General features: G+C 43.9%; 23 protein-coding genes. 4 read left to right on the top strand and 19 right to left on the bottom strand.

The features are described from left to right. Positions 1-174: 174 nt before the first annotated feature. From ACFPRA_RS07355 to ACFPRA_RS07365, 3 genes are all read right to left on the bottom strand, one after another. Complete coding sequence (locus ACFPRA_RS07355; RefSeq protein WP_381432209.1) at positions 175-501, bottom strand: DUF3870 domain-containing protein; 327 nt, start codon at positions 499-501, stop codon at positions 175-177. Between the two features lie 31 nt (positions 502-532). Next, positions 533-1,435 (bottom strand): cytidyltransferase, encoded by a 903-nt coding sequence (locus tag ACFPRA_RS07360; protein WP_381432211.1) that lies wholly within the window; start codon positions 1,433-1,435, stop codon positions 533-535. A 264-nt stretch (positions 1,436-1,699) separates the two neighbouring features. Continuing rightward, positions 1,700-2,323 (bottom strand): TVP38/TMEM64 family protein, encoded by a 624-nt coding sequence (locus ACFPRA_RS07365; RefSeq protein ID WP_381432213.1) that lies wholly within the window; start codon positions 2,321-2,323, stop codon positions 1,700-1,702. 136 nt (positions 2,324-2,459) lie between these two features. On the opposite strand from ACFPRA_RS07365, the gene ACFPRA_RS07370 reads away from it, so the two are divergent. Both ACFPRA_RS07370 and ACFPRA_RS07375 read left to right on the top strand, forming a co-directional pair. Continuing rightward, positions 2,460-3,182 carry an AzlC family ABC transporter permease gene (locus ACFPRA_RS07370; protein WP_381432215.1) on the top strand — a complete coding sequence of 241 codons (723 nt, stop codon included), beginning with the start codon at positions 2,460-2,462 and terminating at the stop codon, positions 3,180-3,182. Then, positions 3,182-3,490, top strand: coding sequence for an AzlD domain-containing protein (locus tag ACFPRA_RS07375; protein ID WP_381432217.1), 309 nt, complete (start codon positions 3,182-3,184; stop codon positions 3,488-3,490). Before ACFPRA_RS07370 ends, ACFPRA_RS07375 begins: the two co-directional genes overlap by 1 nt. 109 nt (positions 3,491-3,599) lie before the next feature. Here ACFPRA_RS07375 and ACFPRA_RS07380 read toward each other — a convergent pair whose 3' ends face one another. The 16 genes from ACFPRA_RS07380 to flaG form a co-directional block, all read right to left on the bottom strand. Further along, the gene (locus ACFPRA_RS07380) at positions 3,600-3,851 is read right to left on the bottom strand and encodes a CsbA family protein (RefSeq protein ID WP_381432219.1); all 252 of its coding nucleotides are present in this window, start codon (positions 3,849-3,851) and stop codon (positions 3,600-3,602) included. A gap of 28 nt (positions 3,852-3,879) precedes the next feature. After that, positions 3,880-5,049 carry a PDZ domain-containing protein gene (locus ACFPRA_RS07385; protein WP_381432221.1) on the bottom strand — a complete coding sequence of 390 codons (1,170 nt, stop codon included), beginning with the start codon at positions 5,047-5,049 and terminating at the stop codon, positions 3,880-3,882. A 437-nt stretch (positions 5,050-5,486) separates the two neighbouring features. Next, a complete protein-coding gene (locus ACFPRA_RS07390; protein ID WP_381432223.1) occupies positions 5,487-6,926 on the bottom strand; it encodes a S41 family peptidase in 1,440 nt (479 codons plus the stop codon). A 139-nt stretch (positions 6,927-7,065) separates the two neighbouring features. Then, complete coding sequence (locus tag ACFPRA_RS07395) at positions 7,066-7,647, bottom strand: redoxin domain-containing protein (protein ID WP_381432225.1); 582 nt, start codon at positions 7,645-7,647, stop codon at positions 7,066-7,068. Beyond that, positions 7,644-8,297 (bottom strand): hypothetical protein, encoded by a 654-nt coding sequence (locus tag ACFPRA_RS07400; RefSeq protein WP_381432227.1) that lies wholly within the window; start codon positions 8,295-8,297, stop codon positions 7,644-7,646. The genes ACFPRA_RS07395 and ACFPRA_RS07400 overlap by 4 nt, the downstream gene beginning before the upstream one ends. Positions 8,298-8,810: 513 nt before the next feature. Further along, positions 8,811-10,088: a murein hydrolase activator EnvC family protein gene (locus ACFPRA_RS07405; RefSeq protein ID WP_381434795.1), complete on the bottom strand. Its 1,278-nt coding sequence runs from the start codon at positions 10,086-10,088 to the stop codon at positions 8,811-8,813. A 36-nt stretch (positions 10,089-10,124) separates the two neighbouring features. After that, positions 10,125-11,009: a permease-like cell division protein FtsX gene (gene ftsX, locus ACFPRA_RS07410; protein ID WP_381432229.1), complete on the bottom strand. Its 885-nt coding sequence runs from the start codon at positions 11,007-11,009 to the stop codon at positions 10,125-10,127. After that, positions 10,999-11,685, bottom strand: a complete 687-nt coding sequence (gene ftsE, locus ACFPRA_RS07415; RefSeq protein ID WP_381432231.1) for a cell division ATP-binding protein FtsE — start codon at positions 11,683-11,685, stop codon at positions 10,999-11,001. The genes ftsX and ftsE overlap by 11 nt, the downstream gene beginning before the upstream one ends. Before the next feature lie 365 nt (positions 11,686-12,050). Then, the gene (gene cccB, locus ACFPRA_RS07420; RefSeq protein ID WP_381432233.1) at positions 12,051-12,389 is read right to left on the bottom strand and encodes a cytochrome c551; all 339 of its coding nucleotides are present in this window, start codon (positions 12,387-12,389) and stop codon (positions 12,051-12,053) included. Between the two features lie 273 nt (positions 12,390-12,662). Then, a protein-coding gene (gene prfB / locus ACFPRA_RS07425; RefSeq protein WP_381434798.1) for a peptide chain release factor 2 occupies positions 12,663-13,764 on the bottom strand; the annotation gives its coding sequence in 2 pieces (ribosomal slippage) (positions 12,663-13,691 and positions 13,693-13,764; 1,101 coding nt in all). A gap of 38 nt (positions 13,765-13,802) precedes the next feature. After that, positions 13,803-16,310 carry a preprotein translocase subunit SecA gene (secA, locus tag ACFPRA_RS07430; RefSeq protein ID WP_381432235.1) on the bottom strand — a complete coding sequence of 836 codons (2,508 nt, stop codon included), beginning with the start codon at positions 16,308-16,310 and terminating at the stop codon, positions 13,803-13,805. Positions 16,311-16,865: 555 nt separating this feature from the next. Further along, entirely contained in the window at positions 16,866-17,438 is a 573-nt protein-coding gene (hpf, locus tag ACFPRA_RS07435; protein ID WP_381432237.1) for a ribosome hibernation-promoting factor, HPF/YfiA family, read from the bottom strand. A gap of 315 nt (positions 17,439-17,753) precedes the next feature. Further along, positions 17,754-18,104: a flagellar protein FliT gene (gene fliT / locus ACFPRA_RS07440; RefSeq protein ID WP_381432239.1), complete on the bottom strand. Its 351-nt coding sequence runs from the start codon at positions 18,102-18,104 to the stop codon at positions 17,754-17,756. Next, positions 18,101-18,502 carry a flagellar export chaperone FliS gene (gene fliS, locus ACFPRA_RS07445; RefSeq protein ID WP_381432241.1) on the bottom strand — a complete coding sequence of 134 codons (402 nt, stop codon included), beginning with the start codon at positions 18,500-18,502 and terminating at the stop codon, positions 18,101-18,103. The genes fliT and fliS overlap by 4 nt, the downstream gene beginning before the upstream one ends. Before the next feature lie 27 nt (positions 18,503-18,529). After that, entirely contained in the window at positions 18,530-20,029 is a 1,500-nt protein-coding gene (locus ACFPRA_RS07450) for a flagellar hook-associated protein 2 (RefSeq protein ID WP_381432243.1), read from the bottom strand. Between the two features lie 17 nt (positions 20,030-20,046). After that, a complete protein-coding gene (gene flaG, locus ACFPRA_RS07455) occupies positions 20,047-20,415 on the bottom strand; it encodes a flagellar protein FlaG (protein WP_381432246.1) in 369 nt (122 codons plus the stop codon). 212 nt (positions 20,416-20,627) lie between these two features. On the opposite strand from flaG, the gene ACFPRA_RS07460 reads away from it, so the two are divergent. Together ACFPRA_RS07460 and ACFPRA_RS07465 are read left to right on the top strand one after the other, a co-directional pair. Then, the gene (locus tag ACFPRA_RS07460) at positions 20,628-22,622 is read left to right on the top strand and encodes a methyl-accepting chemotaxis protein (RefSeq protein ID WP_381432248.1); all 1,995 of its coding nucleotides are present in this window, start codon (positions 20,628-20,630) and stop codon (positions 22,620-22,622) included. A 188-nt stretch (positions 22,623-22,810) separates the two neighbouring features. After that, positions 22,811-24,811 (top strand): methyl-accepting chemotaxis protein, encoded by a 2,001-nt coding sequence (locus ACFPRA_RS07465; protein ID WP_381432250.1) that lies wholly within the window; start codon positions 22,811-22,813, stop codon positions 24,809-24,811. Positions 24,812-25,112: the final 301 nt, after the last annotated feature.

Here is a 25,112-nt window from a genome sequence, read left to right on the forward strand (position 1 = left end):
CATAACCATGTTCAAAAGAAGATCGCTTTCAATACCGCTGGTTGTTAATCTACTTTGAAGAGATCAGAACTATATCTTTCACTCTATAGATTAGCCAGCAAACTTTTTAGGCTTTTTCGTATTGATGACATTATATAACGAAGGTTCAGAAATATGCAAGCGCTTTCTAATAATTTATTTTTTCATTTCTAAATAACGATTACGACCGGATATGACTGCTTGTATCGCTGCTTTTTGTGGAGGTATCATTAATTTATTTTCCATATTTTTAATAATTTCATCAATTTCCTCTACAATAGAATAACCCAATATCAACGATGAAGAGAATTCATTTGTAAGGTCTTGAATAAAAGTAAACGTAGCTTTTTTTATAACATCAGTCTCGGAGTCGATGACAAGTATACAACCGATAACTTTCTGTGTTTCAAATAGTGGAGTCCCTTTTGGCAATTGTGCAAATCCAGCAAGTAAAACATCCGTATTTTCATTTTTTCTCGACAATATTTTCATCTCCTAATCTAGTTCAAAATGGTCAGCGAGCAGGTACCAACTCTTTTGTCTGCTGTTCAATCATTATCTTTTCATTTTCAAGACTATCCAACCATTTGATATATAATTCTCTATTATTATAGCCTAATTCTAATTGACTACATAATTGAATTTCAATCTCCTTCCCAATACTAATAACTTCAGCAATTGCGGTTTCTCTCTGATTGAAAGATTGTACTTCTACCAAATACTTTCCAGTACATGGAATTGAACAATGATTGTTTGGTACAAAAGTATATATATAGTTATTTGACATATAAGCCCCATCATTCCTTACCGTAACATTACTTTCAGAAAAAGGGACAACCAACTGACCTAACGTCTCATAAACAGAACCCATAAATGACTTGATCTGTTTAACATCCCCCTTTAAAAGTAAATTCCTGATATGTGTGGAGCTGATTTTTATTCCATCCAACTCAACTTTGGGCAAAACAGTCACTTCAAACTTTCCATTTCCGTGTTCTTTTATCGTATCCATCGTTCCCATTCCTTTATGCCCATACGTATAGTCGAAACCCGCGACAACATGTTTGACATTTAAATCGCTTATATATTGTTGTACGAATGTCTCAGGAGATAGTCTGGCAAATTCTTTGTTAAAATTGACAACGTAAAGATAGTCTACTCCTAGGAGCTCCATTTTCTTTACTTTTTCCTCAAGCGTCATCAAATAGTTAAATTTGCCGCCCTGAACAATCTCTTTCGGGTGAGGATAAAATGTCATAACCGCTAGTTGAAGCTTTTTTCTTGTTGAAATTTCCTTCGCTTTCGTAATCAGCTGCTGATGTCCTAAATGAACACCGTCAAAGAAACCTAGAGCCAAAACAGTTTCGTCTGGTATTTTACTGGGAAAATTTGCAGTCTTGATATAAAATATTTCCATTTCATCTACCTCCTTTTACAAAATAAAAACCAGCCATGCTTAAATCATTGAAAGTGATTACCCTTTCAATAACTCATGCACAACTGGTTGTTTACTTAATTTTTATGGTAAAAGGTCATCCTTTTTCCTCTTAAGTAAGTCAGCTTTTATGTTTATCTTTCGTTTACTATACAATAATTCGAACATTTAAACAATGTTTTTCAACATTTAACTAACCAATTGATCCGCTCACCCCTCTTATTAACAAAAGTCCATTCAATCTCCTCACTTCTCCTCCGTCTTCGCCACCACCGACCGAAAATCCGCTTCCACTTTTGCATTCAACCGGTTTTCAAATGCTTTGCCGATTACCCATAACAGGAAGATGATCAACACAACGATTGCCGTTCGCAATGGCTGGGTCAATAACGCCTTCAAGTCATGACCGATAAAGCTGATGATGAAAATCATGACGAGCTTACCCGCCATTAAATTGATGAGATAATAGGTCTTTTTCATATCCGATAATCCAGCGACCAGATTGACAAGCGCTGACGGTGTGAATGGAAAACAAATGAGGAGAAAGAGCGGTCCGAAACCATTCCGTTCTACCCAACCGATCAATTGCTGCACGCGGCGCCTTTTCGTCAAAAAGCGTAGGATCCGGTTGCGACCGTATTTTCGGATAATCAGGAAAACGACATAAGATCCGGCAACGGTCCCCGCCCATGACAATATAAAACCAAGCCAAAGCCCATAAGCCCCGGCGTTTGCGATGATAAACACTACTAGGGGAAGAAACGGTAGAAACGCTTCGATAAACGGCAACAAAATTCCGATGAGCGGTCCAAGTGTCTTATAATGTTGTGATAACTCAATGATCTTATCGACGTCCATCCATTCGTTCATCCTAAACACCCCTACTACGATTTCTAAATCCAATTGAAGTTGATTGCTTCAAGCTCTTACAAGAATCTCCCTATGTAAACATTAAAACACGAAAATATAGTATAATCACATAAAAGCTTTAGAAAGATGTGACAAAATGGAGAATAACCAATTTTCCGCCGGTTTAAGAGCCGGTACAAGTATTGCCATCGGGTATTTCCCCGTCGCCCTCACATTCGGACTGCTGGCCAAAACGGCTGGGCTGAGCATAATCGAAGCGACCGCGATGAGTATTTTCGTCTATGCTGGCGCTTCGCAATATATGGCACTGAGTCTGATTACAGCAGGCGTAGCGCCACTATTGATTGTGACAAGCACATTCATTGTCAATATTCGACACTTTCTTATGACGGCTGCGCTCAATGAAAAGATGCAACCTGCAAAAAAATGGGTCAAAGCGATCTATGCTTTCTGGATTACGGATGAATCTTTTTCGATGCTGGCAACTGGTAAAAAAGGCAAGATTCCGACAGCTTTTGCTTTTGGTGTGATCCTCATCGCCTACGGGAGTTGGGTCATTTTCACTGTTGTAGGCTTTATGATCGGGGCAAATTTACCTCAATTTTTACAAGCTGCGATGTCGATTGCACTGTATGCCATGTTCATTGGATTGCTGGTTCCTTCCATGAAAGGGAACCGCAAAGTGGTCATGCTCGCCGGTTTGGCAGCCATCCTTCATTGCCTCCTGCATATCGTCGGTATGTCAACAGGCTGGTCGATTCTTTTGGCAACGCTCGCATCTTCGATTCTTATCGAAATGGTTTACGCGCGACGCGGTAAAACAGCCGACACCATGTACAGTCGGAAGGAGGGAACGTAATGGGAGCAACTTATTGGTGGATGCTCTTTGGCATGGCACTCGTAACCTATATCCCACGTATGATTCCACTGACCTTTTTGGATGGTAAAGAACTGCCGCCTATCGTCTCAGGTATATTGCGTAATATTCCATTTGCTGTGCTCGGTGCACTCATTTTTCCCGCCGTCTTGTTTGTGCAGGAGGGGAATATTTTATTTGGCGTTGTCGGGGCAAGCGTTGCATTCTTGATCGCCTTTTTAGGCGGCGGTGTCATGTCAGTTGTACTTGGCACAATCGGTGTACTTGCCGTCTATAGCTTATTTATATGATTGGGTCCCTGATTATTTAGCGTATAGAACTGATATCTACTAGCATTATAGCCATTTCCAAGCTCATTCAAACGAAAAACCGCCAGTTTACGCGAACTGGCGGTTTTCCTCATTCTTCATCCCTATTTTCTCGTGCTTTGCGCACCATACGTGTCGCTAACCAGAAACCGACTGTCAGTGACAAGGCATCCGCCGCATACAACTGCCAATTATGTGTGTAGCCCGCATAGACTGACGCTGCAATCAGGGCCACTGTTAAAATAAGTCCGACGACGTGATGATACGTCACACGTGTGAAAAAGATGACGAGCAGAGCAGGTAGTATAATGGCCAGTAGCAGTTTTGTTTCAAATGAAAGCATGTTCCACCTTCCTTCCAAAGTGAACCGTTCATCGGACAACTAGCAAACCTAACCGATGATGATCATGCTTGTAAATCACTTGTTGCATAAGCCGCACTTCCCCATCACGGCCGATCACTTGAAGGCGGCAATGGGCGGCATTTATTTGAATCGCATCATACAATTCCTTTTCATTGCTCACTTGTAATCCATTCACCGATCGGATGCATTCCCCTGGTATAAGGCCCATCTTTTCACCAGGTGAATCAGGCAGGATTCCCGCAATGACAACACCAGCCGGACGTGGGGCGGCAACAAAAGCCCCTTTTCGCTCACTGAGTGAGAAACGGATGGAGATGAATGCGCGACAGATTACACCGAGCAATAATGCTGCCCAGCCTGCAATCGGGAACCACCATGCAGCCATTCCGACAGCAATGACGACAATGCCTGTCCAAGCGATGGCATCGCCCATCTTCGGAAAGAGATGATCCGGATACATCGACCGCGCCACTTGCGAAAAACCGATAATGACCGGAACCGGCAGGAAGCTGAATGCCCGCTCCCCTAGCGTGAACTGTGGCCAATACGGCAAATAAGCAGAAATCATATCTCCAGGAACAAGAAATACGATAGGCAATAACCAAAGCCGCTTGGTTTTGAAGGCAGCTGCACGTAACCCTCGATTGGTATGCACTAAATGAGGGGAAGCGTACTTGATCGTATACTTTTTGATCAAAAGCCCTTCTACTACTAATAACATCCCGGCAATAAGCGGGATTGTCATCGCCAGTTCTCCTAACAAATCTACCTGATTTGGACTCCAACCGAAAACGGTGAAATTGCCCGCGTATCTTTCAAGCGCATAGATTGAAAAAAAAGCGATCGAGGCAAAATAGATGGGAGAAGTAATCTTATAATAAAAGGAAACCAATCCGATAAGAGCCATAACTGAAAAGAGTACAAGCCATCCCCAATCGACAACCAATCCAACGCCAACCATTAAAACGGATACGATGAGCGCATAGAGCCACGACTCTCCCAACAGCCGTTTGAATTCAGTAAGCCCTGGCAACAATCGAACTTTGAAATCTCTGCGCTCTCTTTTCACACGGTAATAGCCCAAAGCAACAGATGCAAATAATGTCGCAATGAATAGTGGATTCAAAAAAAAGAGTAGAACCACTTGCAGTACATCTAGCAATACATTCTCGGACAAGAACCGTCACCTTCCAATCTCTCTTATCAATTACGCCTTGGCGTAATTGCGTCCAGTTTTTGAATTGAGGCCTACAGGATGTAGGTCATGCAGTCGTTGCGACAGGACGTCGCGCACTTAGACTGCCTTCCATAACTCCTTTCAAAATCTATGACATCCGCCGGAGGCTCAAACTTGATTCAGCCGGAAGTAGAATCCCCACTGAATTGAATACATATCTAGAATTCATCCATCACTTATAGAAGTAGCGAAATTCCGCTGAATCAAGTTTCATTTCTTTTCATTGTATCAAAAGAAGTGGACTCTATGCGAACCAGAATTGAAAAAATCGACAAATGAACAAAAACACCTGTAGTCTAAGCGGGTACTCCGTTCCTACTTATCTACGTCAATTCCAAACGCAAAAGACTCCTAGCCTTATCGCTAGGAGCCTCGCGTCATTTTCCACCCAATTGATGATGCAGATAGCCAATTGCCATTTGAAGTTGTTTGTCATTTTTCTTATCGGCACGGAACGCTTCCACTTTTTCTTTCAGCTTCGCATAGAATTGTCGATCCATCTTTGGATCGGCTGCGATTCCCATATCTGCGCGGAATGCTTCCACTGCACTTGCTGTGGATTCGTCAAAGTAACCATCTTGCCTTTCGACTTCATAACCAAGTCCCACTAACAATCGTTGCCCGTAAGCGATATCCTCGTGATACTCCCCAGTTGTATAATCCTCTGCAACAAGGTGGATATGCTCATTGAATAATTTGTTTTGGTCCACTTCCAAATCGGGTTTGACGCCTTTGCCATGAATCCAATGCTCTTTCGGCGTCAGCCACTTATGGGTCGACAATTTCATTTCTCCCCCATTGGACAATTGCGTAATGTCCTGGACAGTTCCTTTGCCAAAGCTCGTTGTCCCGGTGATGAACCCTCTCCGTAAATCTTTCAAAGCGCCGCTGAGCACTTCACTCGCTGAAGCACTACCCTTATCTTGTAATAAAACGATTGGCATCTTTTTCAATTTGTCATCGTAAGTCAATTTATCGGAACTTTCTGTCACGAGTGGCGTCAACATTTCTTTTGCATCTTGCATATAAGCAAAAACCGTGTCTTCCGGCACTAAACTACTTGCGATATCGCCGACAGAATGCAAATATCCTCCCGGATTGCCACGTACATCGATAATTAGTGATTCAGCCCCTTCTTGAATGAGCTTATTCGTTCCATCTAGCCACTCTTTCGCACTCTCATTGCCGAACGTTGTAATCGATATGTAACCGATCTTTTTTCCTCGTTCTTGGATCAGTTCCGTGGAAACGGTCTTTACTGGAATCTTTTCCCGAACGACTGTCAATTCAAGATGTTTATCCAAATCCGGTCTGTAAATGGTCATGCCGACCGAAGTGCCTTCCTTGCCTCGAATCCGTTGGACAACATCTTGCAAAGAATCGCCTTCCAACCGTTCACCGTCAATCCGAATAATCTCATCATACGGCTGTAACCCCGCTTTTTCTGCCGGAGATCCTTTTACTGGTGCCACAATAATAAATTTCCCACTTGACCTTGAAATTTCCGCGCCGATGCCAACCCGTTCAGCAGCCAGTGACTCCCTATGGGCTGCCGCCTCTTCCTGCGTTAAATAAGTGGAGTAAGGATCCCCAATGACATCAGCCATGCCGCGCAAAGCCCCTTCGATCAGCATGTCCCCGTCAACTGGGTATACCCCTTTTTCTTTAATCACACTGAGCGCCTCATCGATAACTGACACCGAACTTTTTGCGCCTCCCGTTTTCGCTGCTCCCCCTGAACAGCCATCCAGTATGAGAAATACTCCTGTCGCGATCACCGCAAGCATGACAAATAGTAAAAACCGGCTTCTCTGCATTACGTAAGTTCCCCTCCTCCGTCCATTATATGAACCGAAAAAGAACATTACGACAGCAAATCGAACAGCGGAGGGTTCAATTTGCCGTATTTCTGCGTTCTTTGCAGAAATTAAGGCACTTTCAAGAAACCGGCTTCTTTCAATCTAAATTCTCTACAAGTTCTTTCAACCGCTTTTCATCCATCGGACCTGTGATCCTTTGCCCCACTTTCCCATCCGTCCCGATAAAATAAGTCGTTGGGATGATTAAAACTTTATAGGCTTTCATGACGGCCCCTTCCTTATCGAGTGGAATCGGGAAAGTCAATCCGTATGCATCGACAAACTCCTCGATACCCTTTTGTCCGCGCTTTTCAGTCTCGGACAAATTCACCGCCACGATCTCAACGTTTTCCTTGTCTTTGTTTTTTTCGTAGTATTTTTGCATATGGGGCATTTCCGCTTTACACGGACCACACCACGATGCCCAGAAATTCAAAATGACTTTTTTCCCTTTTAAGTCCGATAACCTAAATGTTTCACCGGAAAGTGATGATAGCACAAAATCGGGCGGTATCGACCCTTTTTCCAAGCCCGGCAAGCTATCATCCTCGCTATAATCCGCACTGACAATATAATTATCGAGCGGATCTTCATTGTCCAAATTCGATTTGACCATGATGACAACCATCGAACCAATCAACAATGCGGCTATGATCGAACCAATCATTTTTTTCTTCATGTATGTTCCTCCACTTCATCAACTGTCCGATACCCTTTTGCATAAAACAACCAAAAAAATAAACCAAGGACAAGTGTTGCACCGAACGCCGCTCCCGCGAGTCCCTTCGGCTGAACTGTCGCGACAAAAAGATGCACCGCCATGAATAACCATATAACACTTCGCATATCCTTTGCATTTCTACTGTCCAGCCAGAAATAGAAAAGGAACAGGCCAAAGAACAACACCGTCACAACTTGTGCAACCCACTCTCCATCGTTCAATACAACCATCATCACCTGATAGAGTACTTGCGCAATGACCGCCCCCGTAAACAATGCATGCATCGCCCTGATCGAAAGCCGGCCCTTTTTCCAGTCCCACAATACTTTCACCGCGATAACTAATAAGCCTAAGAAAAATCCGATCGTTCCCCCGTCGAAATAGATAAATGCCAGTGGCGACCGCAACACTGACTTGAAATCAGTGAGAAGAATACTGAACTTCCAAACAAGTACCAGTGTAAAAAACGCATCCGCCACTCTGTCACCTTGCGGCTTCCCGAAACGAACCCGGACTGCAACATATGCCAAAACAACGCCCACCATGAACGCAATCCATGAGGATGGAGCGGATAAATTACCAATCTGAAAATAATTCGTCACAACCATGTATGTAGACTCCTTCTAATGATAGCTCCTGTTTTATCCTATCGAAAATAATAAGGAAATGCGATGTTTTTGATTTTCAAAAAACAAAGAGTGCCTTTAAGTTGCTTCCTTGAAATTAATGGCGTCCATGCCTGGTTTATTGGCGTTCAATGAGGGTGCTTTGAGCTAAAAATGAGGGATTTTGAGCGCGTGGCATAACTCTTTGAGCGGTAAACAAGGGCTTTGAGCACGCGGCGCAACCCTTTGAGCGGTAAATAAGGACTTTGAGCGCGTGGCATAACTCTTTGAGCGGCAAACAAGGGCTTTGAGCGCGTGGCGCAACCCTTTGAGCGGTAAACAAGGGCTTTGACCGTAAAGCAAGACCTTTGAGCACACGACCAACTTTTTGAGCCTATAACAATAAGTATGATCGCACGAGGCTTATCGGTGAATCCAACCAGCCCTTTCAAACCACAACTATAGCATCCCATCAGAAAAGGCCCGTCTCCACATAGGAGGCGGACCTTCTTTTATTTAAAACGGTACATAACGTAATGGGTTGACTGCACTTGGCCCTGATGCTGACCAATTGCCGATATGGAATTCAAAATGCAAGTGTGGACCGGTAGAAGCTCCTGTCGTTCCAATTGCTCCAATATGTTGCCCTTTCTCGACTGAGCTTCCTGAGCTCACTTTAATGCTAGAAAGGTGTGCATAGACGGTCGTGTATATCTGCCCGTCAACGGAATGGGTGATCATAATGACATTTCCGTATGTCCCCATTGGACCGGCGTGTGAAACAACGCCGTCACCAGCCGCATAGACCGGTGTGCCGGTTGAGTTGGCGATATCCGCTCCACGATGCTGTCTTTTCGTTCCGTAGATCGGGTGCGTGCGCCATCCGAATGCAGAAGTATAGCGCCCAGACGCAGGGGTTGTCCATGTGCCACTTGAGATCACTGGCGCGACTCCGCCTGATGCCGCTGCTGCAGCCGCTTTACGTTTTCGCTCTTCTTCCGCTTTACGGGCGGCTTCCGCAGCTCTTTTCTGTTCAGCAGCAATCTTATTCGTAAGCTCTTTACCTACTTCATGCGCATCATGAAACTCTTCTTCAAGCGATTTCTGTTCACTTACTAGCTTTTCCTGTTCCGCTTCTAACTCATCAACTAGCTTGTTCATTTCCTGTTTTTGTGACACTAGTGATGCTTTTAAACCTTCAAGCTTCGCTTTATCTTCTTGTTGTTCTGCTAGTTTCTTTTCAACAAGCGCTTTTTCTTTTTCTAATTGCTCTTTGTCATCGGCTTGTTGTTGTAAGATTTTCCGATCCGCATCCATCAGCGTATTCACTGCGGAAAACCGATCGATGAAATCCGCAAAACTATTTGCACCAAGCAGAACATCGAGATAATTGACTTGTCCACCGTTTACTTGCATAGCAAGAACGCGATCGCGCAATACTTCATCGCGTTCTTCGATTTTCTTCTCCAAGTCTTCAATGGAAGCCCTCAAGTCTTTGATTTCTTTTGTCGTTTGATTGATCTTTGCAGTAACTTGATCAATATTTTGATTCGTTTCACTAATTTTTCCATTGAGTGTCTTAATCTTATCCAGAATACGTTCAATCGAAGATTTATTTGTTTTAATTTCTGATTTTTTCTTATTGATGCTCGTATTGAGTTCGTTCAATTTTTGTTCATTCAATCTTTTTTCTTTTTGCAAGTCTTTCAATGGACTCGCAAACACAATCGGCTGCGCCACCGCAGATATCAATAGTAGAAAAGCGATTGCACAGGAAAGTATCCACTTGTACATGTTCAACTTCTCAGTTCCCCTTTCAGCTTGTCTCTATCAGACTCGTAAAAATTTCCGCACAGACATGAAACTACCCCACGCACCAATAAATACCCCCATGAACAACAGGAGCCCATTTAGTTGGAAAATGAATGGTGTAGTATCTAGCAACTGGAATAACTCTCCTTGCAATCTTGGTGCCCAGTATACATGCAAATTATAATAGGCAATTGAAATAACAATCATTGGTATGATCGCTCCGAGTACGCCAAGCCAAATACCTTCCAGTAAAAACGGTACCCGGACAAAACTATTCGTTGCACCAACCAGTTTCATAATTTCGATCTCTCTTTTTCTCGCTACAATCGTAATACGAATCGTATTCGAAATGAGGAACATCGCAGTAAACAAAAGCGCTAAAATGAGCACAACTCCGACGTTTCGGCTATTGTTCAATACGTTGAATAGCTTTTCTACTTTCCCTTCCCCATAAACGACTTCATACGTATAATCATATGTATCGATTTTTTTGGCGATAGCAGCCGTCTTTTGTGGTTCTTTCGCTTTCACATACAGCGCATCACCAAGCGGGTTGCTTTGTTTATAGAGGCTTAGTTCTTCCCCGAATGACTCGATCATCTTGTTCAATTCATCATCTCGCGACGAATAGACCACTTCGAGAACGCCGTTTGTCGAACGGACCTTTTCCTCCAGTTCCTTCACGGCTGCCTCATCTGCTGCCGGATCTGCCACGACTTTAATTTCTACATCGTTTTCAATATTGTTCGCCAACTGATTCAAGTTCATCATAATGACGATGAATGCACCAACGAGGAGAAGGGTGACGGTTACAGCACTTGTCGACGCAAATGTCATCCAACTGTTGCGGCCTAGGCTCTTCAAGCTTTCCCGAGCATGCCGACCAAACGTTCTAGCTTTCATAACTGTATTCACCTTCGTACTCATCCCGCGTGATAAGTCCGCCTTCCACTACAATGACACGGTGTCTCATCGTGTTTACAATTTCCCTGTTATGGGTGGCCATGACAATCGTCGTACCACGTGCATTGATCTGTTCGAAAATCCTCATGATCTCCCATGATGTATCAGGGTCCAAATTTCCTGTCGGTTCATCTGCAATCACCACTTTTGGTGAGTTGACGATAGACCTTGCTATTGAAACGCGCTGCTGTTCACCGCCGGATAACTCATCCGGAAACATCCGCGATTTTTGCGCCAGTCCGACAAGCGCCAAAACATCATTCACTTTTTTTCGTATCGTTTTCGGTGATTCCTCGATTACTTCAAGCGCAAACGCTACATTCTCGTAAACATTCAATTTCGGTAATAGTTTAAAGTCTTGAAACACGACACCAATCTGTCTACGCAGAAAAGGGACTCGACTATTGCGCAAAGTAGCAAGATTCACGCCATTAATGATAATTTCTCCACTTGTCGACGTTTCCTCGCGATACATCATTTTGATAAAAGTCGACTTTCCAGCACCGCTCGGTCCGACTACATAGACGAATTCGCCGGGATCGATTTCAACATTGATGCCGTTCGCGGCTACAACGCCGTTCGGGTATTTCTTATAGACATTTTTCATCACAATCATTTTAAAACCACCTGAAAATTTATATTCCTCTTTTTCTCTTTTTCTTTTTTTCTCCAACATGCCCATTATAACATGATTCGTCAATATGCGTATTACAGTTATGTTTCAATTGAAGATCGAATGGTACCTGAGGGAGTTTTTTATCGGAAAACATGTAACCTCGTCTAGAGATGGGCCTGTTTCCACGATCTTCCTCAGTTCTATTCGACTTTGTTAGGTAAAATCCTTCCGATTAGAATAAATTCGATAAATCTGGACAAACCACGTCGAAGTAAAGCGCGCTAAAAAAAGTTGCCTAGCCTGTATCCTGTTGCATGAAAAAACCGCTACGGCTCGATTACCCGTTAGCGGTTTTTGTCATTCACTTATTTTTTTTCAGCAAGCCATTTAGCGACAGCATCTGCTTCTTCGCCTTTGATTAGACCACCAGGCATACCCGGACGTCCGTTAATGATGACATCATGGATTTCCTCTTCGGACAAGCGTGAACCAACATCAGCGATTGACGGTGCATTCCCCGCGCCTTCCAAGTTTTTACCGTGACATGTGATACAGCTTGTGTTCACAACTTGTTCAGCATCGACTGCCGCAGCGTTACCACCTGTTGTGCCATTGTTCGTGTTGTTTTCTTCCGTCTTTTTGCCACCACATGCCCCTAAGACAAGTATGGCTGCAAACAGTACGGCCAGAAGTTTGTTTTTCATGTTGAACCCTCCTGTTGAATGTTGTCCTACAGTATTTAGTATACCAAATTCGCACTATTTGAACCCTCCAACAACGCGCTGATATTCATCAAATCAATGACAAATCTAGCCAATTTTTTTCTAATAAGGCAAAACGACGCTAGATAGAGAAATTTCACAAATGTGCTCATATGAATTACTATACACCTAAAACAAACATTCAAAACATTTTACAGCAAACAGGGGGCAAAAAGAAAAAGCACACCGAAGTGTACTTCTCTTTTCCGCCTTCCATCACGAAATACGTGAACGTAAATAGGCGTTGATGAATAAGTCGATTTCGCCGTCCATCACTGCGCCGACGTTTCCTGTTTCTGCATTCGTCCGATGATCTTTCACCATGGAATACGGATGGAAAACATATGAACGGATCTGGCTTCCCCAACCGATTTCTTTTTGCTCGCCCCGGATTTCAAGGAGACGTGCTTCCTCTTCTTCCATCCGGATTTGATATATTTTTGCTTTCAATAAATTCAATGCACGCTCACGGTTTTTGATCTGTGAACGTTCCGTCTGACAAGTGACGATTGCGCCTGTCGGAATATGCGTCATCCGTACAGCGGAATCCGTCGTATTGACGTGCTGACCGCCCGCACCGCTTGAGCGATACGTATCAATTTTAACGTCTTCCATTTTGATTTCCACATCGACATCGCCTTCGAACTCAGGCATGACTTCAATGGACGAGAAAGATGTATGACGGCGACCAGACGAATCGAATGGAGAAATCCGTACAAGACGATGAACGCCTTTTTCCGCTTTCAAATAGCCATAAGCATTATGACCTTTGATGGAAAGCGTCACTGATTTTACTCCGGCTTCATCGCCCGCTTGGTAATCGAGTGTTTCCACTTTGAATCCATGATGTTCCGCCCAGCGTGTATACATGCGCAATAGCATAGATGCCCAGTCTTGGGATTCCGTACCGCCCGCACCAGAATGCAATTCAAGAATGGCACTATTTTTATCGAACTCATCGCTTAATAGCATTTGCAATTCGAATGCTTCCATTTTCGTTTTGAATTCCTTTAATTCATTACCCAGGTCTTCCTGCATTTCCGCGTCGAATTCTTCACGAAGCAATTCAAGCGTCATTTCCAGGTTTTCCTGCTCGTCGGTCAATTCCTTATAGTCGCCAACGACATCTTTCAATGCATTCGATTCGGAAATCACTTTCTGCGCCTTGTCCTGGTCATCCCAGAATCCCGGCTCCAGCATTACTTCATCGAGCTCTTGTATACGTGCCTCTTTGTTTTCTAAGTCAAAGAGACCCCCTGAAGTCCGCTAATTTCTTAGCTGATTTGTCTAACTCATTACGTACATCGGATAATTCCATCATTGTTTATTCCTCCTGAATTTGGGTTGCCTGGTAGCTTATGCTTTACCATGGCAGTTTTTATATTTCTTCCCGCTGCCGCAAGGGCATGAATCGTTACGCCCGATGTTTACAGCCCGACGCACTGGTTTCTTCCTCACTTGCTCGCCATCCTCTTTCGGGTTAACAGCTTGCCCTTTAACAACTTCCTCACGTTCAAGGTTATTGCGGATTTCCGCCTTCATCACATATTTCGATGCATCGGCTTCGATCGACGCGACCATTTCCTCGAACATCGCGAATCCTTCCGATTGGTATTCACGCAATGGATCTGTTTGGCCATATGCACGCAAATGGATTCCACCACGCAACTGGTCCATCGCATCGATATGATCGGTCCATTTTGAATCAATAGCACGAAGCAAGACGACTTTTTCGAACTCGCGCATGCGTTCTTCGGACATTTCCGCTTCTTTTTCATCATAACGGGCGATGACTGCATCTTGGATCATTGCCGTCAGCTCTTCGGCCGTTTTTCCTTCCATATCCGCAACGGTCACACGACCTTCCGGTAGAAGGTTCGCGCCTAGGTAGTCCTCTAGCCCTTTCAGCTTCCAATCGGCTACATTCTCTTCGGATGTATGGATTGCTACAGCATGTTCGATCACATTACGCAGCATATTCTCCAACACTTCACGAATATTCTCCGATTCCAGCACTTCGTTCCGTTCTTTGTAGATGATTTCGCGCTGTTGGCGCAGAACATCATCATATTGCAGCAAACGTTTCCGAGCATCGAAGTTATTCCCCTCTACCCGTTTTTGCGCCGATTCAACAGAACGCGACACCATTTTCGATTGGATAGGCGTCGAATCATCCATTCCGAGTTTTGTCATCATCGATTTCATCTGATCCGATCCGAAACGGCGCATCAATTCATCTTCAAGTGACAAGTAAAATTGCGTCACACCCGGATCTCCTTGACGCCCCGAACGTCCACGTAGCTGATTATCGATCCGGCGCGACTCATGACGTTCCGTACCGATGACCGCCAAACCTCCGAGTTCTTTAACGCCTTCGCCAAGCTTGATGTCCGTACCACGTCCCGCCATATTCGTCGCAATCGTCACAGCGCCTTGTTGCCCGGCTTCCAAGATGATTTCCGCTTCACGACCGTGATTTTTGGCATTCAAGACATTATGTTTGACGCCATATTTCTTCAAGTAGTTCGAAATGATCTCAGATGTCTCGATAGCGACCGTACCGACAAGGACAGGTTGCCCTTTCGCGTTACGTTCCTTAATATCTTCCGCAACCGCTTTGAACTTGCCTTCCATCGTCGCATAGATTAAATCCGCACGGTCATCCCGCGCAATTGGACGGTTCGTCGGAATCGCGATGACATTCATATTATAAATGTTACGGAATTCCTCTTCCTCCGTTTTCGCCGTCCCTGTCATACCGGAAAGCTTCTCATACATCCGGAAGAAGTTCTGGAACGTAATCGTCGCGAGCGTCATCGATTCATTCTGGACTTCCAAACCTTCTTTCGCCTCGATCGCCTGATGCAGTCCATCACTATAACGACGACCTTTCATTAAACGTCCCGTGAACGAATCGACGATGACGACATCGCCTTCCTGGACGACATAGTCAACATCGATATGCATACTCGCATGCGCCTTCAACGATTGGTTAATCGCATGATTGAGCGTGACATGCTGAAGATCAAATAAGTTGTCGATGCCGAATGCCTTTTCCGCCTTCTCGATCCCGGCTTCCGTCAACACGACCCCTTTTGTCGACTCATCATACGAATAATCCTCTTCGTTTTTTAGCGTGATGACAAATCGATTCGCCAAGCGGTATAATTCCGCCGCTTTTGCAGCTTGACCTGAAATGATGAGCGGTGTACGCGCCTCATCGATCAAAATGGAGTCCACCTCGTCAATGACCGCATAGAATAGCGGTCTTTGCACTTTATGGTCATCGTAGAGCACCATATTATCACGCAAATAGTCGAAACCGAGTTCGTTATTCGTGCTATACGTGATATCCGCATGATACGCTTCCCGCTTCTCTTCTTTCGACATACTGTTCAAGTTCAAACCGACCGTCAAACCGAGATACTCATGGAGCACTCCCATCTCTGTCGCATCACGGCTCGCCAAATATTCGTTCACCGTCACGACGTGCACACCTTTTCCAGCAAGCGCGTTCAAATAAACCGCAAGCGCCGACGTCAACGTCTTCCCTTCACCGGTTTTCATCTCCGCAATATTGCCTTCATGCAACGCCGCTGCACCGATCAGTTGCACGCGAAACGGGTACATTCCTAACACCCGACGTGACGCCTCCCGAACAACCGCAAACGCTTCAACTTGAATATCATCCAGCGTTTCACCAGACGCAATACGCCCTTTGAATTCCTTCGTCTTCGAAGTTAGCTGTTCATCCGAAAGCTGTTCCATCTCCGTAGCGAGTGCCTCGACTTTATCCGCAATCTTTTCAAGACGCTTCAAATCTCGTTTATTCATATCAAACATTTTATTCAATACGCCAAGCATTCAGGTCACATCCTCGTTAAGTTCACTCTTCATTTTAACACTGTGAAATGCACGGTGCAAATGGTCTAACTGAAAGGCGTGGAGGCGGGGGAATTGGAGGGTGAGGTGGTATGGAGGATGAGCGCAGTTCGCGGAGTTATGAGCTAGTGTTCGGGAGGTATGATCGCTTGGAAGGGAGTATGGGCGGGATTGGAGGTGGTATGATCGTTCGATATGAAGTATGAGCGAGTTTGAACGAGTTATGAGCTCGCGAAACAAGGTATGGGCACTAAAAAACAAGTTTGAGCGCCTGGAACCTGGTTTGAGCACGAATATCAGAAAATGAGCCCCTGAAATCGAGGTTGAGCGTAAGGAATGAAATATGAGCTTCTTAATAACAAGTTTGAGCGTGAATCACGGAGTATAAGCGCCTGGAAACAAGTTTAAGCATTTTCCACTTAGTTTGATCACCACTGCCTAGATTATGATCATTCATTTTTTATTTCTCACGACACTTTTGAACAGCACGAAAAAAGCCCCCTCAAGTGCCACTGAGGAGGCTTTTCGCATTACGATTTAGTTTGTTTCAATCAAGCCGTATCTGCCGTCTTTTCGTTTATAGACGATATGTGTGCCGTCGGATTCTGCATCGGTGAAAATGAAGAAGTTGTGGCCAAGCATATTCATCTGAAGAATGGCTTCGTCTTGATCCATTGGTTTTAGATCGAATTGCTTTGTACGTACGACGGAAAACTCATGGTCTTCATCCAAAGTTGCGTCGTTGTTTTTCTCTTCAGCTCTGTTCACCGAAGCGAAAAACGAAGCGACTCCTTCCCGCTCACGGAATTTACGGTTCACTTTTGTTTTATATTTACGGATTTGACGTTCTAATTTATCGACGATTAAATCTATTGCGGCATAAAGATCATCATGACGTTCCTCTGCGCGAAGTGTCAAATTTTTCATCGGAATCGTTACTTCCACTTTACTCTGTTTATCGTTATACACTTTCATGTTGACATTAACAGTTGCTGTTTCAAGCGTTTCTTCAGTGAAGTACTTGACGAGCTTCTGGACTTTCTTCTCGACATGTTCGCGAATTGCTGGAGTCACCTCAAGGTTCTCACCGCGTATATTGAAGTTTAGCATATGAACTCCTCCTTTATTTAACCGTTACTTTACACTTCTACATGTTCCCCTGAAAGTCCTTCTAAAAACATTGAAAAAAGTGAAATAATTTGTCGAATTGTGACAATCAATGATGCGAATGGATTTCGCTCGTCCTTTCTTCACATTTTCAGTTCCAGTTGGAGCTTTTTACAAACGACGCACCCTCCAATATATGGTTCATGTGGCTTCATTACGCCTCGGATTGCACCAAATGGAATAATATCTTTTCCCAGTCAAATTTCCCTCATACCCATTGAAAGAAAAAACCCGATTGGGGAATTTTCTCCAATCGAGTCATTGTTTCGTATCATAGAATGTGCCATCTCTGGCAACATTACTGTAAGGATTAACATAGTTTTTCATATGGTCTTTTTTGGATTGGGATTGAGAGATGTCCAAACGAATCCTTTTGGACAATAAGGCAAGCTTCTTTTGAACATCCACTTCCATAGCAACGAGTTCATTTCCAAATGCCTCTTCCTCCGGTGTGAAAGGAGCTACAATTTCCACTTGCACTTTTTCCCGTATATCCAAACATTCTTCTATCCGCGCAATCGTTTCATCGCGTTTTTCTTCCTCTGTGTAGGTCAGTGCCAATAAAGTCTCAGTGGCTTCACGCCAAGCTAGTAACGCGGGACGAATCATACTTCATCCACATTGGCATACTGTTTTTGACGATTGATTTGGATCACTTGCTTCCACGTATCGCGGAACTCCGTAATAATCGCAGCTGCTTCGTCAAACAATGCACTGTCATTTTTAATATTCCCATCAATGAGACGGCTATTGGCAAATTCGTAAAGCACTAACATATTTTCTGCAACTGGAAATGATTTATCCAATGTCAACATTAGCTCCGAAATAATCGCTTGCGCTTTTTGGATCGATTTGTTTTTTTCTTCAATATTATTCTCTTCCAATGCACGCTTGGCCTGCTGGATGAATTTCAAGCAACCATTGTACAGCATAAGCGTTAACTCACCAGGTGTTGAAGTATTGACCGAGTTATTTTGATACGTTGCGTAAGGATTATTAATAGCCATTTTAGATCTCCTTTTGTACTGCTGATATTACATGCCACCAAATGCATTCATCAAGCTGGCAGATTGTGCGTTTGCACGTTGTATAGCTCTTTCCATAGCCGTGAACTGTCTCCAATAACGGTCTTCCATCATTTTCAAGCGATCCTCGAATCGTTCGATTTGTTTATTCATATCATTTAAATTGCGGCCAAGAACAAAAGAATCGTTTACTGCTCCTGCAGTACCAGCACGCTGGGATATGACCTCCCGGCTCGCCACAATTGTATCACGGAATTGGACTGCAATCCCGCCACCTTTGCCATCATCATCACTCGATTTGGAAAACAATTCATGTACTTTTTGCGGATCTTCAGCAATCGCTTTCCGTAGATCATCCTCATTTATAATCAGCTTCCCATGTTCTAAGTAATCAGTGGATGTTTTAATTCCCAAATCACGTAAACTCATCTTCGTTCCATCAGACATCTCTACCGAACTACTCATAATTGTCCGCATTTTTGAAAGCATGCTGGAAATTGTCGGGTCGTTCTTAAGCGTCCCACTTTTTGCCTTCTCTTCCCATAATTCAATTTCCTTTTCCTTCATGTCATTCTTTTGCTCGGTCGAAAGTGGTTGGAAGTCACGATATTTAGCTTCTCGAATTTTCGCATTTAATTCTTCAATCATTTTATTGTAGTCATTGACGAATTGAACGACTGAATCAACTATCTTATCAACATCAGCTGCAGAGCTGAAAGTTACGGCGTTTGTTGTCGTGCCCGATGTCGAGTCCGTCACTTGCTTCAGATTGATTTCGAAGCCGTTGATTTGGAATGTGTTGGATGATCGTTCTGTCGTCAGGCCATTGAAAGTAAATTCGGCGTTTTGTCCGGAGGTACTTGTTCCATTAGTGAGTCCTAACTTCCCAGCTAATTCGCCCGAAACATTAGTAACAGTGATAGCCCCCGCTCCACTATTCTTCGCAGTCAACGCAATTTTCCCAGTATGAACATCATAAAAAGCGTTAACGTCTGTTTCTTTATTGATTTGTGCTATTAGCGCTCCAAGGGAGTCATTCCCTGTGATTTTGATAACCTTTTCCTCATCAGATTCCGGAGCTTTGATTTTAAATTCATGTTCGCCTGAACCTATATCTAGACCAAGGTCCGATAGTTTAGTTGTACTCACTTGTTCGGTCGTAAGATTTTTTTTAAATTCACTACCCTGCAAAGTTGCCTGTGTCGCCAACTGATGCACCGCAATCGTTCCTGAAAAGTCAGATGTTGAATTCAGCGATTTAATATTCACCGCATCTGTATTAGATACGCTCACTGTTTTTGCATTGAACGTGCTTTGGCGTAGCATCGTATCATTGATTTTATAAGTCAAATCCTGCAGGTTCCGGTTTATGCTTCGATAATCATCCAACTGCCATTCCAAGTATTGTTTCTTCTGTGTAATTTTATCGAGTGGTATCCGATTGGCCTTCATGAGGTCTCGGATGATAGATTCGGTATCCATTCCTGTTGCTAGTCCACTAATTCGCATATGCTTTCACACCTTTTTTAGATTTTTCGGTCGACGAGAAGACCAAGGAATTCGCGCATGGCCGCGTGGATGTCCATCAGTTTTTTGGATGGGATTTCGCGGACGACTTCGTCTGTTTTCATGTCGATGATAGTGACATAATATTCGTTCAGTTTGTCGTGCAATTTGAATCGTAATTGCGTATTTGCGCTTTCTAGAAATGTATTCATACTATCTGTCAATTGCTGCGCCTTCTCCAACGGTAATTGTTGTTCGGATTTGGATTGACGCGCTTCGTTCGCTAATGCTTGTCCTTCCATTACCGTGATATCCGTATCAGAAGCTACATTGTCCATTACAATGCTTTTTTGCTGTATAGATCCCCCACCATCCATACGACTGACCATCTTCATACCCCCTCAATTTCAGAACGTCTCTTATTCTTTACTATCGGCATGCTAGAGCAGAAGTTAAGGATATACATAAGGAAAAATTCTTTTGAACACGCAGAAAAATTTACAATTTCTTTAACTCATTTCATTTAATTACCAGTCAACAAAATAAGGATGCAACCGATACTTTATATTTATAGTATTATTCACAGAAAGTAGGGTTTTACATGTTTGCGTCAATCAGGACCAGAATCATTGTTACAGTCATCATTTTATTCCTCATCGGAATTGCGGCCATGACGGCAATAAGTAGCATACACGTGAAAACGAAAACCGAGGAGGGTTTGATCGATCAAAGCGTTGTGTTCATCGACGAGCTGGGTTTTACGATCACGAATTTCCTTGGGCAATATGAAAAAGGGATTTATCAACTTATCAATTCCCGTTCTTTAACGGAATTTATCGCTGGGAGAAATGTAGATGAGACAGCGGCACAAACTACGTTAGATAGTGATTTGACTGCATTTTTGGAGGTCTATGAAGATGTTTCATCCGTCTATTTTGCGCTACCAGATAAGCATCTGACCATTCTCCCTTCTGTCGATTTAGGCGCCGACTTTGACGCGACCAGTCGGGATTGGTACAAGCAGGCCATCGAAAATCCGGAAGCCATTCAATGGACCAGTCCTTATATTGACGGTGCGACTGGTGAGTTTGTCATCACTGCGACACAAGCCGTTCAATTGGATGGTCAACTTGTCGGAGTCGTCGGATTGGACATTCAATTGGAGGCCTTGACGAACCAAATTGCAGGCAATCAGCTCAGCCATGATGGCTACCCGATCATCCTTGATGCAGAAGGTACAGCGATTGTCCATCCAACATTACGCGGTGAAAACTTGATGGACCTAGCGTTCATCGATCAAATGTATACGCCCGGAAATTCGAAAGGCTTCATTCAGTATCAATATGAAGGGTTGGATAAAGTCATCGTATTCGCGACCCTTCCGGGGGTGGATTGGAAAGTAGGTGCTGTTTACGATCAAAAAAAGATCGATCAACTGGCGGTTGACTTGCGCCAAGCAATGATCGTTATCGCACTCGCTACGCTCATCCTCTTTTCCGTCGTACTCTTTTTCATGATCAATCGAATGATCAAACCGCTCGGCCAATTGCAATCCCTTATGGATTCAGTCTCCAATGGCGATTTAACTGTCCGGTCCAACATTCAAACGAAGGATGAGATCGGTGAATTGGGCGATCATTTCAATACGATGATTGAAAATATGGGCACCATCCTTTCTGTCGTAAACAACTCTGCTGCAAATGTCCGGACAAGTTCTGAAAGCTTAAGTGCGGTCGCAGAAGAAACAAATGCCTCGAGTACAGAAGTCGCACATGCAGTTAATGAAATTGCGCATGGTGCATCCAGATCGGCAGAAGATGCAGAACTTGTCACAGAACGTGCTGAACTGCTCGGTCAGCAAATCAATGAAATCACAACAAAAGCAAGTGACATGTCCGATATCGCAATAAAAGCCGGCGAAATGAATGCAAACGGACAACAACAAATGCAAACATTGACCCATTCCTTCAATGATTGGAAAATCAGCTTACAATCGATGTCCGAAGCATTCGATACACTGGGAAATAAAGTGACAGCGATTGGCGGAGTCATGGAAACAATCACCGAAATTTCGGCACAGACGAACCTCCTTGCACTGAATGCAAGTATCGAAGCTGCTCGAGCCGGCGAACACGGCAAAGGATTTGCCGTTGTTGCAGAAGAAGTACGCAAGCTCGCGGGACAATCCGCACAAGCAACAGAAGAAGTGAAAATGACTGTCCAAGAACTACAAGCAGAGTCGCGACTCGTCATGGAACAGATGAATGGCACGCGTGAAAACTTCCATCACCAAGGCGTTGTCGTTCACGATACGGAAATGATATTCAGTGAAATTTCATCATTGATGACTGATATGCAAAATTCTATCGCTACCGTATATGATGGCATACAAAAAGTCGCGGCTCATAAAGAGGAAGTTGCGGAAACGATTCAAACGATGGCCGCAACCTCACAACAAACCGCCGCCGCTTGCGAAGAAGTGAGTGCTTCAACCGACGAACAGCTTCGCGCCATCCAATCGGTAACAGATGCTGCAGAAACGTTGACAGAGTTAAGTGAGGAATTAAACGAAGTCGTCAATCGATTTACGATGTAACTATATGGAACCCATCTCGGCCAAATTAGCTGAGGTGGGTTTATTTTACATCATCTACTATGAATTCGATAGTCATTGATTCGAATATTCCCAATTCTACTACTTTATACACAAGTCTAAAGTATTTAATGAAATAGCCGAAAATGAGTAAGTATACTAATTTTTTAGAAAGAGAGAGGGTTATTGATTTGTTCAAATCGATCAAAACAAAACTGATCTTCACAGTGATGGTACTCTTCCTAATTGGCGTTTTCACAATGAATGCCGTTAGCATCATCCAAGTGAAAAATAAAACTGAAGAAACCGTCATCGACCAAAGCACGGTCTTTGTCGAAGAAATGTCCAATTCGATCGAGAACTACCTCGGTCAGTTTGACAAAGGGCTTTACCAACTATCAAACTCCCCTACCATCCAAGACTTTATGGAGGCAGGAGGGACGGAAAACACGGAGAATGCCTTTCTTCCAACAGTTGAAAGCGAATTCAACCAGTTCTTAGGTGTCTACGAGGATGCCGTTTTCGTCTACTATGCATTGACGAATAAAGATATGATTCATATCCCTTATGTGGAGTTGGATGCTGATTTTGATCCGACCAGTCGTGAATGGTATCAAGAAGCGGCCAAAAATCCAGAGAAAGTATATTGGACAAATCCTTACGTTGATATCGCAACCGGCGATCACGCAGTCACAGCGGCAAAAGCAGTTCAATCCAACGGTCAAGTCGTAGGTGTTATCGGTTTGAGTATCGAGCTATCTGCGCTCACCGAAACCATTTCAGAAATGAAGCTAAGTTTTGATGGTTACTCTACGATTTTAGATTCGGAAGGAGTTGTCATTGCCCACCCGACATTGAGCGGGGACAATGCAATGGAGTTGCCTTTCATCGCGGAGATGTATGCCTCCGGAAAGGAAAGCGGGGACATCCAATACCACTACGAGGGGGAAGACAAGGCGCTCATGTTCACGACAATCCCTGAGTTGGATTGGAAGGTCGCAGCCGTTTTCGATCAAAAGAGCATTAACGAAACTGCGACCAGTTTACAGACGACCATGATACTTGCCGCATTGGCTACACTCGTCCTGGTCTTCATCGTCCTCTATGGCATGATCAGCCGGATGATCAAACCGCTCGGACAATTGAATCTGCTTATGGACTCCGTTTCACAAGGCGATTTAACGGTACGCTCAGCTATCAAATCCAATGATGAAATCGGAGATCTTGGAAAACACTTCAACGTAATGATTGAAAATATGAGTAGCATCATTTCCGTCGTCCATGACTCCGCTTCGAACGTTCGGGCAAACTCCGAAAGTTTAAGCGCAGTCGCAGAAGAAACGAGTGCATCGAGTGCCGAAGTCGCACACGCAGTTGGTGAAATTGCACATGGCGCATCCCGATCTGCGGAAGATGCAGAACTCGTTACTGAACGTGCAGACCTACTCGGACAACAAATTAACGAAATCACAGTGAAAGCGGATGTCATGTCGGACATCGCGACAAAAGCCGGTGACATGAACACAAACGGACAACAACAAATGCAAACATTGACCCACTCCTTCAATGCTTGGGAGAACAACTTGCAATCCATGGCCAAAGCAATCGGGACACTAGAAGGAAAAGTAATAGCAATAGGTGGCGTCATGGAAACTATTACAGAAATTTCGGCACAGACAAACCTCCTTGCACTGAACGCCAGCATCGAAGCAGCTCGTGCCGGTGAACATGGCAAAGGATTCGCCGTCGTCGCCGAAGAAGTGCGCAAGCTTGCGGAACAATCCGCGCGCGCAACCGAAGAAGTGAAAGTGACCGTCCAAGAATTACAGTCAGAATCAAGACTTGTCACCGAGCAGATGAACGATACGCGTGAAAACTTCCATACTCAAGGCGGCGTCGTGCATGATACAGGAAAGACCTTCAGTGAAATTTCGTCGTTGATGACTGCTATGCAGGATTCCATCGATGCAGTATACGAAGGTATTCAAAAAGTTGCCGCCCATAAAGACGACGTCTCGGAAACGATTCAAACGATGGCCGCAACCTCACAAGAAACCGCTGCCGCTTGCGAAGAAGTCAGTGCTTCGACAGACGAACAGCTCCGTGCCATCCATTCCGTAACGGCTGCTGCAGAGACGTTAACCGAACTGAGTGAAGAACTAGGTGAGGCAGTCAATCGGTTTAAAGCATAAGGACTAAAGTTTAACTTCATGAAAACGTTCAGGACTATTGTCTTGAACGTTTTTTCAATTTCATAAAAGGATTTCCCAACACTCCGAAAAATTCAAATTTAGTAATCTACCTGTAAAAAGTTGTGGATTAATTGTTTAATAGGTATACTTAACCATTGAAAGAAATGAATGAAACAGTCTTATTTATCATGATCTTTTACCTATATCCCTATGCAAAATAGTATGATTAGATGGCTGTATTATAGGCATAAAGCTCTCTTCGAAAAGTTCGCTAACCGGTTAAAGCGACCTATATTCGACT

Origin of the sequence: Sporosarcina soli, from assembly GCF_042655805.1 — a bacterium.
Taxonomy (GTDB): domain Bacteria; phylum Bacillota; class Bacilli; order Bacillales_A; family Planococcaceae; genus Sporosarcina; species Sporosarcina soli.

What these genes read in the sequence shown, in the direction of transcription:
- ACFPRA_RS07360 (WP_381432211.1), bottom strand. Translation starts at nt 1,435, where the DNA reads ATGGAAATATTTTATATCAAGACTGCAAATTTTCCCAGTAAAATACCA.
- secA (WP_381432235.1), bottom strand. Translation starts at nt 16,310, where the DNA reads ATGCTTGGCGTATTGAATAAAATGTTTGATATGAATAAACGAGATTTG.
- ACFPRA_RS07365 (WP_381432213.1), bottom strand. Translation starts at nt 2,323, where the DNA reads ATGAACGAATGGATGGACGTCGATAAGATCATTGAGTTATCACAACAT.
- ACFPRA_RS07380 (WP_381432219.1), bottom strand. Translation starts at nt 3,851, where the DNA reads ATGCTTTCATTTGAAACAAAACTGCTACTGGCCATTATACTACCTGCT.
- cccB (WP_381432233.1), bottom strand. Translation starts at nt 12,389, where the DNA reads ATGAAAAACAAACTTCTGGCCGTACTGTTTGCAGCCATACTTGTCTTA.
- ftsE (WP_381432231.1), bottom strand. Translation starts at nt 11,685, where the DNA reads ATGATTGTGATGAAAAATGTCTATAAGAAATACCCGAACGGCGTTGTA.
- flaG (WP_381432246.1), bottom strand. Translation starts at nt 20,415, where the DNA reads ATGGTCAGTCGTATGGATGGTGGGGGATCTATACAGCAAAAAAGCATT.
- ACFPRA_RS07375 (WP_381432217.1), top strand. Translation starts at nt 3,182, where the DNA reads ATGGGAGCAACTTATTGGTGGATGCTCTTTGGCATGGCACTCGTAACC.
- ACFPRA_RS07450 (WP_381432243.1), bottom strand. Translation starts at nt 20,029, where the DNA reads ATGCGAATTAGTGGACTAGCAACAGGAATGGATACCGAATCTATCATC.
- fliS (WP_381432241.1), bottom strand. Translation starts at nt 18,502, where the DNA reads ATGGCTATTAATAATCCTTACGCAACGTATCAAAATAACTCGGTCAAT.
- ftsX (WP_381432229.1), bottom strand. Translation starts at nt 11,009, where the DNA reads ATGAAAGCTAGAACGTTTGGTCGGCATGCTCGGGAAAGCTTGAAGAGC.
- ACFPRA_RS07370 (WP_381432215.1), top strand. Translation starts at nt 2,460, where the DNA reads ATGGAGAATAACCAATTTTCCGCCGGTTTAAGAGCCGGTACAAGTATT.
- fliT (WP_381432239.1), bottom strand. Translation starts at nt 18,104, where the DNA reads ATGATTCGTCCCGCGTTACTAGCTTGGCGTGAAGCCACTGAGACTTTA.
- ACFPRA_RS07395 (WP_381432225.1), bottom strand. Translation starts at nt 7,647, where the DNA reads ATGAAGAAAAAAATGATTGGTTCGATCATAGCCGCATTGTTGATTGGT.
- ACFPRA_RS07390 (WP_381432223.1), bottom strand. Translation starts at nt 6,926, where the DNA reads ATGCAGAGAAGCCGGTTTTTACTATTTGTCATGCTTGCGGTGATCGCG.
- ACFPRA_RS07400 (WP_381432227.1), bottom strand. Translation starts at nt 8,297, where the DNA reads ATGGTTGTGACGAATTATTTTCAGATTGGTAATTTATCCGCTCCATCC.
- ACFPRA_RS07405 (WP_381434795.1), bottom strand. Translation starts at nt 10,088, where the DNA reads ATGTACAAGTGGATACTTTCCTGTGCAATCGCTTTTCTACTATTGATA.
- hpf (WP_381432237.1), bottom strand. Translation starts at nt 17,438, where the DNA reads ATGCTAAACTTCAATATACGCGGTGAGAACCTTGAGGTGACTCCAGCA.
- ACFPRA_RS07460 (WP_381432248.1), top strand. Translation starts at nt 20,628, where the DNA reads ATGTTTGCGTCAATCAGGACCAGAATCATTGTTACAGTCATCATTTTA.